This window comes from Scytonema sp. PRP1, from assembly GCF_036697665.2.
Lineage (GTDB): Bacteria > Cyanobacteriota > Cyanobacteriia > Cyanobacteriales > Nostocaceae > Kalymmatonema > Kalymmatonema gypsitolerans.
Genome location: NZ_JBAHYJ020000046.1, coordinates 177,432 through 191,397, shown reverse-complemented (window position 1 = coordinate 191,397; position 13,966 = coordinate 177,432). Strand labels below are relative to the sequence as shown.

Genomic DNA, 13,966 nt, shown 5'->3' with positions numbered 1-13,966 from the left:
AACGACGAGCAAGGCAATGTAATTCAGTTGCAGTAACAAGTGTGAGCGATCGCCATGCGCGTGCGCTGGCACCTGTGCGATCGCCAAAATCCCTGTTTACCGAAAAAACTGGGTCTAAAGCCCCGTCCTTCTAGGACGGCTTTATTTAAACTGGGCATACGGATGTGATATCATACTTATGGCACTGCGGTAATACGCCTAAGATAGCCAACGTTGGTAGCTCGCCCTTCGGGTTCAGCAGTCGCTCATGGGGAAAACCCCCAAGACCGCGCTGCTTCACCATCCACAATGCTCAGCTGAGTGCGACATAGTGTGGGAATGAGAAATAAAAAATTTGAATAAATCGTTTCAAACGCGGTCGGACAGTCTGTGTGCGCTTGTGGACGTATCCAAACGGGGATATTTGAATGCTTGCATTTGGGTGTCTAGGGAGGACGGATGAAGCAAGAATCCCCATGCCTTTAGGCTGGGGAGTGTCAAAAACGCAACGATTGGGCCATTATCCAAGTGTGATTCCCACAGGCATCAACCCCGATTATGAATGTGACTTTAAGAACGATGTTGGATTCTTTAAATTGGCAGGAATCAAGTTTCGTGAGGTCAGCGATGCTATTGAAGATCTTCATGAAAGCGCAATTTACCGTTTGAAAAGCCGCAAGGACTATCGACCCAAGAATCTTCAAAAAATTCTCGACAAACTGAATTAATGCGCTATCTTGACATTGACTCGCTTTGAGCAATAGCAGGGGATTCTAGGTTAAACTAGTTGACTTAATACCTCATTTGAAAAAATAAAGGTAAAAACAATTATGGCTGGGAAAAGAGACACATCTAAAGATGGGTTGGATAACAAACTTCAAACATTCGTTTTAACAAATTTTAAAGGTATTTGGGACATTGTCCAAAGTAATGATTTTTTGAAACACAAAGTTAATAAAACTTTGATCAATAGTCTCATCTACAAAATTCCTACTCGTCCTAATCCCTACAGTATGATGACTCTGGATGAGTATATTCCTGATACTACAATTCCTAAGAAAACTGATACTTACACTTCCTGGGAATTACTTAATGACCGCACTTATATTGGACGACATTTACCGCCTGATCCAAAGTTTAACTCTGAGAAGAATTTGCCTAAAGTAGAAGACTTGGCAGTTTTATTTCGTAAAAGAGATGGTAAAACGATTTATTCTCCTAAATCAACTATGCTGTTTCCCTATTGGGTGCAGTGGTTTACCGATAGTTTTCTCCGCATCGATCACACTCAGGAAAAGAAATGAAAAAATACTTCCAACCATGAAATTGATTTGTGTAATGTTTATGGTTTAAACAGAAAACGAACACATCTTTTAAGAACCTTTCAAGGAGGTAAATTTAAAACTCAGAAACTCAAGCGGCAAGATGGTGTAGAAGAAGAATATCCCTTATTTTATTATGCCGACCCAGCGCAGGGTATAGTTGACCCTCAATTTGACGGTCTTTATGAACCCATTAATGATGAAAAAAGACTGCCTGTAGATAAAAAACAATATCTATTTGCGATGGGAGTAGAACGAGCAAATGTGCAAATTGGCTATGTCATGCTCAATACTCTATGTATCCGTGAACATAATCGTCTTTGTGATGAATTAGCAAGCAATTATCCAGATTGGGATGATGAACGGCTCTTCCAAACATCAAGAAATATTCTCATGGCGATTATTCTAAAAATCATCATGGAAGAGTACATTAACCACATAACTCCCTATCACTTTAAGTTGTTTGCCGATCCGATCAATCGGTTACGCAGCATTGTTTATCCTATCGTTGCTAATAACCGTCACGAAAAACGAGGAGTCAAATACCAGGAACCAACTGTGTGACTTTTCACCATTACAGGACTTACGCGAAAATCGCCCCTAAGCTTAATTTATCGAACCGCCAAGACGCCAAGAACGCCAAGAATTCGTAAGGTGTGCGTAAGTCCTACATTAGTGACAATGTATTGACCTTCTTCAGATCCCCGACTTGTTTAAGAAGTCGGGGATCTTGTTTGTTTACTGAAATCTTGCACTTTGTTACAACAGGAGGCGAAGCCTCCAAACGCTCGTTACCAGGTTCAACCTGGTAACGAGATGTTAGAACCTCTGGCTCTTAAGTTCTTAAATGCGACAATGTTTCAATTAACTTTAATCTCAACGAAGAAAGAAATCAGTACTTCACAATAAAAAACCATATAACCCTGCAACGTACATCCCCCAACGCGCGGTTATGAGGATGTGTTCTGCATTCTTCTTAACAAAATTTGCTGTTGATAAGATTCCACGTTGATAGTTACAAGGGATAAAGTACCAAAATTTGAACGCTGCTACTGAGCTACTGACATAAACAGAAGATCACAATATTTTAAAACTGGAAATACAAATAATAATTTTTTCATAAACTTATTGAAATATCGGTTTACTATAAGCTAAAAATTCCCGACCTACCCCAAAAAAACTTTTACCTTTTCTGAAAGTCTTAATAATTGGTACTTTATCTTCTTGAGTACATTATTAATTCACACTAATCAATGCAATTAATAGCGTGAGATACTGAATTGTATGAAAGATTGATTTAGAGTTAGACTCAAAGTCGCAAGTTGTCTGTACGTTTAAGCAAAATGAGACACCAAGCTACAGAGAAATATTGATTTAATATTTCGCTTCATTGATTTGAGTCTACCAAGTTCCGTTGCATTGGCTATTTCTAATTATTTTATTCATAGTTTCCTTTATGCAGTCTAAAGGAATACTTAATTGATAAAAAATGAGATTGCCAAAATGTGCAAGCTGCAAGTCGGAGTGGGGCAGTACTTTCATTTGATATCAAATTTGAAGATTACCCAGGGCTAAGAAGCTTAGGGAATTATCTATGAGCTATTAGCAATTAGCAATGTAGATATTTTGGCATCTGGGGAAACTAACAGGAGGAATGATGAACAAAACCTTTGCAACGATAGATGGGAATGAGGCTGTTGCCCGTGTTGCTTACCGCCTCAATGAAGTGATTGCCATTTATCCCATCACCCCTTCATCGTCAATGAGTGAATGGACAGATACTTGGTCATCTGAAAGTCGTACCAACATTTGGGGTACCGTTCCAAGTGTGGTTGAAATGCAAAGTGAAGGGGGAGCAGCGGCGGCGGTGCATGGGGCATTGCAAACAGGTTGTCTCACCACGACTTTTACATCATCCCAAGGATTGCTGTTGATGATTCCCAACCTGTATAAAATTGCAGGTGAACTCACCAGTGCCGTTATTCACGTTGCAGCTCGCACACTCGCGACTCACGCCCTGTCTATCTTTGGCGACCATAGTGATGTCATGGCAGCCCGTGCAACAGGCTTTGCCTTGTTGTGTTCCGCTTCAGTACAGGAAAGCCATGACTTTGCCCTGATTGCTCAAGCAGCCACCCTTAAGGCGCGGGTGCCATTTATGCACTTTTTTGATGGCTTCCGCACCTCTCATGAAATTCAGAAAGTTCAACTACTCGAAGATAACGACTTGCGATCGCTCATTGATGATGAACTGGTATTTGCCCACCGCGATCGCGCTTTAACCCCAGATCACCCTGTGTTACGGGGAACTGCCCAAAACCCTGATGTCTATTTCCAAGCCCGCGAAAGCATCAATCCCTATTACAACTCTTGTCCCGACATTGTCCAACAGGTTATGGATCAATTCGGAGAACGTACAGGACGACATTACCACATCTTTGAATACCACGGTGTCCCTGATGCAGAACGGGTGATCGTCCTGATGGGTTCCGGGTGTGAGACAGTGCATGAAACAGTAGATTACCTCAACACCCGTGGAGAAAAAGTTGGTGTTGTCAAAGTTAGACTCTTCCGTCCTTTTGATGTCAAAAGATTTGTGGAAGTTCTACCTACCACAGTAAAAGCAATTGCCGTTCTTGACCGCACCAAAGAACCAGGTAGCGTAGGTGAACCCCTATATCTCGATATAGTTACTGCTCTCCACGAATTTTCGGATGGCAGAGGTAGTGGTAGAATTTCACCCTTTCCTAAAGTCATCAGTGGTCGTTACGGTCTTTCCTCCAAAGAATTTACCCCAGCGATGGTGGAGGCAGTTTTTCAAAACCTTGCTCAGGCAAAACCGAAAAATCACTTTACTATCGGTATTAATGACGACGTTAGTTACACCTCTTTGGCATTTGACCCCAACTTCTCCATAGAACCGGATAACGTTGTACGGGCAATGTTCTACGGGTTAGGTTCCGATGGTACAGTTGGTGCAAACAAAAACTCAATCAAGATTATAGGTGAAGAAACAGACAACTACGCCCAAGGCTACTTTGTCTACGACTCCAAAAAATCCGGTTCGATAACCGTTTCGCACCTGCGCTTCGGTTCACAACCAATTCGTTCAACTTACCTGATTGACCAAGCAAACTTTATTGGTTGTCATCAGTGGGTATTCTTAGAACGCATAGATGTATTGAAAGCTGCTGCTGTTGGGGCAACATTTCTGCTCAACAGCCCTTACAATGCTGATACTGTTTGGGAATATCTGCCAGTGGAAGTGCAGGAGCAAATTATTCGCAAGCAACTCAAGTTTTACGTGATCGATGCTAATCAGGTTGCTCGCGAAAGTGGCATGGGTAACAGGATTAACACGATAATGCAAGTCTGCTTTTTTGCATTAGCAGGTGTTTTGCCACAAGAAGAAGCGATCGCCAAAATCAAACAAGCGATCGAAAAAACCTACGGCAAAAAAGGGGCGGAAGTCGTCCGCAAGAACTTGGAAGCTGTAGACAGAACTTTAGATAATTTGCATAAAGTCGAGGTACAGACAAGGGAGACAAGGAAGATAAGCGAGATAAGCCAGATAAGGGAGATAACTTCCTCATCCCCCTCATCCCCTCATCCCCAATTCCCCGTAAGTGCGCCCGAATTCGTCCGGGAAGTCCTGGGCAAAATCATGTCATGGCAAGGGGATGAATTGCCCGTCAGTGCGTTACCTGCAGATGGCACTTTTCCTACAGGGACTGCCAAGTGGGAAAAACGCAATGTCGCACAAGAAATTCCTGTTTGGGACACTGATGTCTGCGTACAGTGCAACAAATGTGTTATGGTTTGCCCTCACGCAGCCATCCGTAGTAAGGTTTATCAAGCGGGTGAATTAGCTAACGCCCCAGCAACTTTTAAGTCAGTCAGCCCTAAAGATAAAGACTTTGCCGAACAGAAATTTACCATTCAAGTTGCCCCAGAAGACTGCACAGGATGTGGTATCTGTGTAGATGTTTGCCCTGCCAAGAATAAATCCCAGCCAGAACGCAAGGCAATTAACATGGAACCACAGTTGCCATTGCGGGAGCAAGAGCGCGAAAACTGGAATTTTTTCTTAAGTTTGCCAAATCCTGACCGTCAAGGGCTTAAAATTAACCAAATTCGCCAACAACAACTGCAAGAACCTTTGTTTGAATTCTCCGGTGCTTGTGGTGGTTGTGGTGAGACGCCATATCTGAAATTGCTCACACAATTGTTTGGCGATCGCGCCATTATTGCCAACGCCACAGGTTGTTCTTCAATCTACGGTGGAAATCTACCGACAACCCCTTGGACAACAAACGCCGAAGGAAAAGGTCCCGCATGGTCTAATAGTTTATTTGAAGATAACGCCGAATTTGGTTTTGGCTTCCGCCTCTCCTTAGATAAGCAAGCCGAATTCGCCGCTGAACTCCTACAAAAATTAAGCAGTGAAATTGGCGATGATAACCTTGTTGAGTCTATTTTAAATGCCCAGCAAAACACCGAAGCAGATATTTACGAACAACGCCAACGGATTGAGCTGTTAAAACACCGATTAGATAAAATCCTCGCTAATGTAGAACTCTCGGATGGCGCGTCTGATGTAGAGACGTTGCATGCAACGTCTCTACAGAATAACAATCTAAAATCTAAAATCCAAAATTTTAAATCAATCGCTGATTATCTAGTTAAGAAAAGTGTCTGGATTGTTGGCGGTGACGGTTGGGCGTATGATATTGACTTTGGTGGACTTGACCATGTGCTTGCCACCGGTCGCAATGTCAACATCTTGGTCATGGACACAGAGGTATATTCTAACACAGGCGGTCAATCCTCTAAAGCCACCCCACGAGCAGCAGTTGCTAAGTTTGCCGCCAGTGGCAAGCCAGCAGGCAAGAAAGACTTAGGGCTAATTGCCATGACCTACGGTAATATCTACGTAGCAAGTGTAGCGCTTGGCGCACGTGATGAACATACCCTCAAGGCATTTCTAGAAGCAGAGGCTTACGACGGACCATCGCTGATTATTGCCTACAGCCACTGCATCGCCCACGGTATCAACATGACTACAGCGATGAGTCACCAGAAAGCTTTGGTAGATTCAGGTCGTTGGCTGCTGTATCGGTATAATCCTGAGTTACAAAAAGAGGGTAAAAATCCTTTGCAGTTGGATATGCGTCAGCCCAAGCAAACAGTAGAACAGTCAATGTACCAAGAAAATCGCTTCAAAATGCTCACCAAGAGCAAACCCCCCCTTGCTCAGCGCCTGTTGGAAGCAGCGCAAGCCGAGGTGGATGCACGCTGGCAGATGTATGAGTATTTGGCGGCGCGTAAACTACCTTAATCACTGCTGATGTTAGGTTTATAACTTAGTACAGCATTTCATTAATTCATAGCCCATTAAAGTTGGCAAGACTCTGCGTCCCTTTGCGCTACCTTAGCTACCTGGTGCGTTTAAAAAAGTTACTTATCACTACATTGCCCCGAATTGTTCTGTTGCTGGCTACTACCGGGATAGATTTGGTTCGGCAACACCTGGAAAGCTTTCAAAATTTCGCCGTACCCAATCCATTCCCACTTCATTGTTTAACTTAATTCGCTGCGGTGTATTGGCGTAAATTTTACCTAAAATCTTTGCGTCTTGCTCCACAACCACATTAATCAACTTCAGGAGATTGCCTTTGATCAAGTGTGCAATCGGAGAATGCGCCTTCATGTACATCAACACAAACACACGAGATTGATGCTCAGCTTCTGGAAGATAGAAGTGACATTCTTTCAGGCTCAGCAGCTTATTCTCACCGTGCATCAATCCCATGAACGGAAAGAAGTTTTCTAGATGAGCTTCCAACACTTTTGGCATCGCCAGCAGACCGGGATTTTTCAAAATGTCACGAAATGTAGGTTTTTTCCTGGGTTGCGACAAGTAGGCATGAGAATGTAACCCTTCGTCGATGAACTGCTTCACGTGGACTTGTTCAATCTCAAATAATTCTCGATGCGTACCATTTTGATGGTTGTAGTCGTGCATATTCAGCAGCAAGCTCAAAATATCAGTCGGAATGCTGCGTTCACCCGTAACCCCGATGAACTCATACTCTGCTGCAATCTCATTCATGATGTTTGGAATTGGTATCTTCGGTTCATGTCCTCCGTAAGACCAAATAAAATCACCTTCGATAATTAACTCTAGCGGCTGCATTAACGATTTAGTTTGTTTGTTAGAACCAGGTAGGACTGTGCAACCCAAATGGTCAAATTCCAACGCATGAAAAGGGCAGGCGATCGCATTACTGCCATCGGGTTTTGTCACACACCATCCCTCTGACAGCATTGCGCCCATGTGAGGGCAAGCGTTGGGCAAGGCACTAATCGCACCATCACTGTTTTGCCAAAGAACGTAATCATTGCCCAACAGAGAAATTTTCATGGGTTTATTGGGCTTTAGCATTGAACGATGTGTCAAAAGCCACGGTGCACCTTGCAATTGCTTCATAATTGCCCAAACTAACTTACTAATTAATTAGTAAGTCTATCAATGACTTACTGCTGCGTCAATTCAAAGATTGAATATCTTCAGGAATGGTAGCTTTTTGGTACGATAGAAGGACAAACTATGAATCAAGATACTGTGGTTCGATCAAGTAAACGAGTTGCTAAATCAGTCCGCCCGTTTCGAGATGCTGAAGTGACGCAGCAACAAATATTGAATGCCGCAGAGCAAGAATTTTCACGACATGGCTTAAAAGGTACGCGGATGAGTGCGATCGCTGAACACGCCAAAGTGACAACTGCAACGCTTCACTACTATTTTGAGAACAAAGAGAACTTGTATAAAGCAGTCTTGCAACGCCCAGTCGATGAAGTGCAAGCTATCCTTGGGCAATTAAACTTTGATACTTTTTCCTCAGAAGAAGCTCTTAAGCAGATTATTCGCATCGCAATTTCAAATGAAGCTAAAAACCCTCAGCGCCAAATGCTCTGGTTTCAAGAAGCTAGTCAAAATCAAGGAGCTTATTTTAGGGAATGCAATGTTTTAAATCTTCACAAACACCTACTTAAGGTTTTGGAGAGAGGCATGGCAGAAGGATGTTTTCGTCCCCTCAAGCCATTTTTGGCATTGACTCATATTTTGAGCGTTTGTCTGTTTTACTTCACAGTGCATGAAAACTGGAAACACTTAACACCTGATATTGATCGCCTTAATCCAGAAATGATTGAGGAACACACAGAAGAAGCGATCGCATTTATTTTGGCAGCTGTGAAGCGATCACAGTGAGAAACTCTTGCGACGCATATCCATGATTCAAAGTTTATGCTCAGACTGCGGGGCGATTTTAACACGGTTATTACTTATCACGCTTTCCCAGCTACAATTCCATACATCAGTGGCAAATTCGGCACATCCTCAGGCGGAAACATACGGCGTCCGGCGGCTTCCCGCATCCGTTCAAACAGCTTGCAGCCATTGGCGTAAGGGTACTCTTTCAAAACCTCCAGAGTCAGTCCAGCTTGTAACAGCGCCGTGACTATATCACCAATACCCCATTGAAACTCATGGGAACGGTGGGGATTACGAAAATTCTCAATACCAGCTTCATAGCCGCAAGGAGCCAAGCTTGTACCAGATTCTGCCACATAATCGCTTATACCATCTTCCCAAGTCAGGTGCTTTCCTTCACTGAAATAAGAAAACTTGTGGCTATAATCAGTATCAAACATCATAGCCACAGGGTGGAAGTCTACCACAACAAAGCGTCCACCAGGCTTAAGAACGTCTGCAATTCCCTTTGCCCAAACCTTAAGATTAGATATCCAACAAACTGCACCATAAGACGAGAAAGCAATATCAAATTGCTCGCGTCGGTTTGCTGTCTCTTGGAGCCAATCAAACACATCTGCACGATAAAAGGACGCTGGAATTCCAGATTCTTCTGAGAGTTTTTGAGCAAAGGCGATCGCCTCATCACTTATATCTACACCAGTCACGACAGCACCAAGTTCTGCCAAACTTAGAGTATCTTGCCCAGCGTTGCACTGAAGATGAACCAAAGATAACCCAGCAATATCGCCTAAAAGTTCTTTTTCTTCAGGAAACAGAGTGCTTCCTCCCAAACGAAAAAACTTCGCCTGATCACCCTTATGGCTATTGTGCGCCTTGGTAGCTTCATTCCAAGACAAACGGTTTTCTTCGTGAAGGTCTTTTCTTAAGGGAGAAGTTGTCATCATCTTGCACCAGTTCTATAGCAATTCTAAATCATTGTGAAATTCTCTCTTCTCTTGGCTTCTTCAGATCCCCGACTTCGTAAAAGTTGTCGGGGATCTTGTTTGTTCACAAATCATTTAAATCGCAAAAAAGGTGAGCATTGCCCACCCTACTTTAAATATTCAACGCCAAAAAATTTTGGCTTTTTTCTTCGCTTTTCTTTCTTTTTTCTTTTTTTTTTGAGTTTCTTAACTATACATTCACTTTCTAGCAATTACCCAGATTGCATGAACAATGCCAGGAATATAACCGAAAAGTGTCAAAACTATATTAATCCAAAAGTCTATACCAATACCAACTTGCAAAAATACTCCTAAAGGTGGTAGAAAAATAGCACATATTATTCTAACTAAATCCATCGCTCCCTCCTATGAATATCAAAACGAGCAGGATTTCTGTACTTATTAAAGATAACATTTATGTTTTCAACCAGCAGATTTCTGGTGTTCGGTAAACTGCACTCCCTAACCACCACTAATTTTTGCTTTATAACCTAGCTTGAGCAAAATCTCCAAAATTTTCTGCTTCTGGTCGCCTTGAATTTCAATTTCGTTGTCTTTTAGTGTACCACCTGTACCGCACTGAGTTTTCAACTGCTTCAGTAACGCTTGCAAGGTTTCTGGTTTGGCTTGAAAGCCAGTAATCACAGTTACAGTTTTCCCTTTGCGTCCGGCGCGGGTAGCTTGCACGCGCACATTTTGCTGTTGAGGGGGTAGTTCTTGTATTGGTCTTTCTAGCGCAGGAGATGTTGGTCTTTGTAGGGCGGCGGAATTATCGTTGCCAAATTCCCGGTAGACAAGACGGTTTTCAGAGGATTTGGGATTGGATGAAGACATAAATTTAATTTAACGAAGCACAAGAGATGCTGAGAACTAAAGGGAGAGAGAGTTATATATAATTATGGTCGTTATGTCATTCTAGCTTGTCCATGACTACTACTCCCGTACCCTGGATAAGTTCTATGTAGGAGGGAAACTCTGATGGACAAACAATTCATACACCCAATGCTGCCGCAAGCCACACACGACGAGCTGGCACGGCAAAACTTTGTTCAAAGTCTGAAAAAGCACATTTTTCAGAATATCGCTCCTGGCAATAAGGTCATTTTTGAAACAGTAGCAAAGCCAAGATTTGAGCGGGAACATCAGCGTCCTCCCCAGAACCGTCATGAAATCCGGAAGGTTATGCAGCAAGAACCACAATATCGTTGGTGGGGTGCGCTGAAGCGTCTTAACCAAGAGATGTTATGGGATGCGGTAAACGCTAGCGTTGAGAGACAGCTACCAGAACTAATAGAACGAGCTAAAGACAAGGGTGGCGAACTCGGTACTTTAACAGTTGAGCCTAATTTCCAAATTCCTGCTTACCAAACTGCGGTAGACATTCACTGTATGCCTGGTGGATATCACAGTGAATTTGCTCAGAACGATGTTGCTGCTGGTGCAATTTATGATCGCGGAGCTTATGTTTATGGTATCGGTTGGCTAGGACCCCTTAACGATGACATGGGTCTGTCTATAGTCGAGAACTACCTCAAGCCAGAATATCCTGACTTTCAACCGAAAAAAATTCTTGACATGGGTTGTTCTGTAGGTCACAGTACCCTACCATACGTGGATGCTTACGCTAATGCAGATGTCTACGCCATAGATATCGGTGCGCCGATGTTGCGTTACGCTCATGCTCGTGCGGAAGCCTTGGGTAAACGGGTTCACTTCTCACAGCAAAATGCTGAACATACCAATTTTGCGGATGGCTCGTTTGACCTGGTGGTTTCGCATATTTTACTACATGAAATTCCTAAACCAGCCATTCGGAATGTGCTCCACGAGTGTTATCGTCTGCTGGCTCCCGGAGGGATGATGATCCATGTTGAAGCACCTTTGTACAGTCACATGGATGCGTACACAGCTTTCGTGTACGATTGGGAAACTGCTAACAATAATGAACCCTTCTGGAGTGCTATGCGCGATTTGGATTTCGGAGCGTTAGTGACTGAGGCTGGTTTTGCAGCGGATAAGGTGATTCAGAAGTTTGTCCCTAATGGTGCATGGCAAGCAAAAGTGTCTAGCAATAATTCTCAAAATGGTGGTCGGGGTAGTCGGGGTAGTTGGTTTATTGTCACAGCAACGAAGTAGACAGGGATTTCTAGGATGAATAAAATAGCAAAGGGAAAACGACCTGTTTATTTTGATGACCCTCAAACCGATAAGGTGCTAGCAATAGTTATGGCTCTTATCGGTGAGGTGTCTGTGCTGCGAGAACGTCTCGACACTATCGAACGTTTGCTTGAAGCTAAAGATATTTTAGCGATCGCCGACATCGAAGCATACCAGCCAGACGACTCGGTAGCTAAGGAAAGGGAGCAATGGCGTGCAGAATATATTGCGCGGGTGCTGCGGGTGCTACAGACAGAGAGTTAAACTTTTTGTTTAAAATTTTTGTTTGAAGCTTAACAATTCAAGCATAAGGAATGCGGTTTTGTATGGACGCAGTTCATAAGGAGAGTTTTGTTTGTCTACTCCCGCAATGTGGATATTTGTCCGGATAACTACAGAAATGGATGGGTATTTTTTATTATGAATGACTTTACCTTTTTAAAATGAGCATGAAAAACTATTGGCGCGGCTACTTTGATACGCAATGAGTTCCTAACCTCTGGAATCCTGAAAAGTATACGGTTATATACAAAAAACAAAAAATCACCGATATTGAAGGGCGGAAGCCCCTAAATTCTATTTATGGGGATGAAGCCCGTTCGCGCAGCGTGCCCGTCAGGGCTTAGGGAAATTTATTTCTCGTCGAACTTATCCGAAAAATCCCGTTTCCGGGAAACCCCATCTCTGGGTAAGGTTTGCCTGGTTCATGTTTACGGTCGCAAACTACCAGATTACACTGCCTTAACCTCATTGGACGTTTAACAATCTACTTTCAGAGCTTGGGGCTGGCACGCACCCCAAGGTGAGTTCTTAAACACTTGCCGTAAACGTAGCCCTTTGACGGACTTGAACTGGTCAACTACTGTGAACTACAAGCCCCTGCCTTTTAGTGCCTGGAGGTTGCACTCAACGCTTAGGTCGTTGACGGTGTGCGTCTGATAACTCTACACATTACTTAATTTTCCATGTTCCGACAAACTGCTTTTGGCATAGCTTTAAGTACGCTTTTCCTTGGCAGCGCATTATTATCCAATTCTATAGTAGGTCAAACCTCTACAAAGAAATCAGAGTACAGTAAGGTGTTGTCAATGTCGTCACCTCAAGTGACATCACCTGTTACTATTAAGCCTACTGATTTAGAAAAGTCAGTTTTTGACCAAATTAATCGATATCGAGCTTCCAAGGGTTTGCCAAAGCTCTCCCTAAATGCAAAAATCTCACAACAAGCAAGGATTCACAGTCAAAATATGGCTAGGGGTAAAGTTCCGTTTAGCCATCAGGGATTTGTCAAGAGAGTCGGTGCTATTCCTATTCGCTACAGAAGTGCAGGGGAAAATGTCGCCTTTAACCTAGGATATAGCGATCCCGCGCAGGAAGCTGTGACTGGTTGGCTCCACAGTCCCGATCATCTCGTTAATATCAAAGGAAATTACAACATGACTGGAATTGGTGTAGCAACCAATAGCGAAGGGGAAGTTTATCTGACGCAAATTTTCCTTCGCAGCAATAGATATCAGCGCTTAAGCGCTCACAAGAAACGTAGATAATATAGGTGTTTCACCGAACTTAATCTGATTCATGGAAGATTTTCAGGTTTGCGATCGCGACCTTAGTGACGATGCTCTCTCCCATTATCTACAAGCTCTTGTCATTGCTGTAGATACCGAAACTATGGGATTATTACCGCTGCGCGATCGCTTGTGTCTCGTCCAGCTATGCAACACTGAGGGTAAAGTCACTGCAATTCGTATTGCTAAAGGTCAAACGGATGCCCCAAACTTAAAAAAACTCTTAGAAGCTGCGAATGTCCTCAAGGTCTTTCACTTTGCGCGTTTTGACATTGCCACGCTGCGTTACAATTTGGGCATTCACGTTGCTCCTGTTTTCTGTACCAAAATTGGCAGTAAGTTAGCCCGTACCTACACCCAACGTCACGGACTCAAAGATGTGGTGCAAGAATTGGAACAAGTGGAACTCGATAAAAGCGCTCAAAGTTCTGACTGGGGAAACGCTGCTAATTTATCCGAGGCACAACTCAGTTACGCCGCCAACGATGTGCGCTATCTCATTGGTGTACAGCAGAAACTCGCAGAAATGCTCAAACGGGAAGAACGCTTAGAACTTGCTCAAGAATGCTTTCGGTGTTTACCAACGATAGTTTCCTTGGATTTGTTGCAATTCAAAGACTTGTTTGAACATTAACAACTCAGTAATTAGTTAATAGTCATTAGTCAATAGGAACTAAT

General features: G+C 43.2%; 13 protein-coding genes and 1 pseudogene. 9 read left to right on the top strand and 5 right to left on the bottom strand.

Annotation, left to right across the window (positions count from 1 at the left end):
* Positions 1–23: 23 nt before the first annotated feature.
* A complete protein-coding gene (locus V5G28_RS09635; protein WP_336230180.1) occupies positions 24–158 on the bottom strand; it encodes a hypothetical protein in 135 nt (44 codons plus the stop codon).
* Positions 159–455: 297 nt separating this feature from the next.
* On the opposite strand from V5G28_RS09635, the gene V5G28_RS09630 reads away from it, so the two are divergent.
* The 4 genes and pseudogenes from V5G28_RS09630 (at position 456) to nifJ (ending at position 6,639) form a co-directional block, all read left to right on the top strand.
* Entirely contained in the window at positions 456–707 is a 252-nt protein-coding gene (locus V5G28_RS09630; protein WP_332993291.1) for a hypothetical protein, read from the top strand.
* A 102-nt stretch (positions 708–809) separates the two neighbouring features.
* Entirely contained in the window at positions 810–1,283 is a 474-nt protein-coding gene (locus V5G28_RS09625; protein WP_332993289.1) for a hypothetical protein, read from the top strand.
* 15 nt (positions 1,284–1,298) lie between these two features.
* Positions 1,299–1,865: pseudogene (locus V5G28_RS09620) on the top strand (peroxidase family protein); the annotation flags it as partial.
* 1,093 nt (positions 1,866–2,958) lie between these two features.
* Entirely contained in the window at positions 2,959–6,639 is a 3,681-nt protein-coding gene (gene nifJ, locus V5G28_RS09615; protein WP_332993402.1) for a pyruvate:ferredoxin (flavodoxin) oxidoreductase, read from the top strand.
* 162 nt (positions 6,640–6,801) lie between these two features.
* On the opposite strand, the gene V5G28_RS09610 is transcribed toward nifJ, so the two are convergent.
* Entirely contained in the window at positions 6,802–7,791 is a 990-nt protein-coding gene (locus V5G28_RS09610; protein ID WP_332993286.1) for a Rieske 2Fe-2S domain-containing protein, read from the bottom strand.
* Positions 7,792–7,911: 120 nt separating this feature from the next.
* On the opposite strand from V5G28_RS09610, the gene V5G28_RS09605 reads away from it, so the two are divergent.
* On the top strand, positions 7,912–8,574 hold the full coding sequence (locus V5G28_RS09605) for a TetR/AcrR family transcriptional regulator (protein WP_073635701.1): 663 nt from the start codon (positions 7,912–7,914) through the stop codon (positions 8,572–8,574).
* 77 nt (positions 8,575–8,651) lie between these two features.
* Here V5G28_RS09605 and V5G28_RS09600 read toward each other — a convergent pair whose 3' ends face one another.
* The 3 genes from V5G28_RS09600 to V5G28_RS09590 all read right to left on the bottom strand — a co-directional run bounded on the left by V5G28_RS09600 (position 8,652) and on the right by V5G28_RS09590 (position 10,397).
* Positions 8,652–9,524, bottom strand: a complete 873-nt coding sequence (locus V5G28_RS09600) for a class I SAM-dependent methyltransferase (protein ID WP_332993284.1) — start codon at positions 9,522–9,524, stop codon at positions 8,652–8,654.
* 237 nt (positions 9,525–9,761) lie between these two features.
* Positions 9,762–9,920: a YqaE/Pmp3 family membrane protein gene (locus tag V5G28_RS09595; RefSeq protein WP_073635703.1), complete on the bottom strand. Its 159-nt coding sequence runs from the start codon at positions 9,918–9,920 to the stop codon at positions 9,762–9,764.
* Between the two features lie 105 nt (positions 9,921–10,025).
* On the bottom strand, positions 10,026–10,397 hold the full coding sequence (locus V5G28_RS09590; RefSeq protein ID WP_073635704.1) for a translation initiation factor: 372 nt from the start codon (positions 10,395–10,397) through the stop codon (positions 10,026–10,028).
* Positions 10,398–10,541: 144 nt separating this feature from the next.
* Between V5G28_RS09590 and V5G28_RS09585 the strand changes: the two genes are divergently transcribed.
* The 4 genes from V5G28_RS09585 (at position 10,542) to V5G28_RS09570 (ending at position 13,922) form a co-directional block, all read left to right on the top strand.
* Positions 10,542–11,699, top strand: coding sequence for a class I SAM-dependent methyltransferase (locus V5G28_RS09585; protein ID WP_332993278.1), 1,158 nt, complete (start codon positions 10,542–10,544; stop codon positions 11,697–11,699).
* A 15-nt stretch (positions 11,700–11,714) separates the two neighbouring features.
* Positions 11,715–11,984: a hypothetical protein gene (locus V5G28_RS09580; protein WP_096564567.1), complete on the top strand. Its 270-nt coding sequence runs from the start codon at positions 11,715–11,717 to the stop codon at positions 11,982–11,984.
* 701 nt (positions 11,985–12,685) lie between these two features.
* Complete coding sequence (locus tag V5G28_RS09575; RefSeq protein ID WP_332993275.1) at positions 12,686–13,267, top strand: CAP domain-containing protein; 582 nt, start codon at positions 12,686–12,688, stop codon at positions 13,265–13,267.
* Between the two features lie 31 nt (positions 13,268–13,298).
* A complete protein-coding gene (locus V5G28_RS09570) occupies positions 13,299–13,922 on the top strand; it encodes a ribonuclease H-like domain-containing protein (protein ID WP_332993272.1) in 624 nt (207 codons plus the stop codon).
* Positions 13,923–13,966 lie beyond the last annotated feature (44 nt).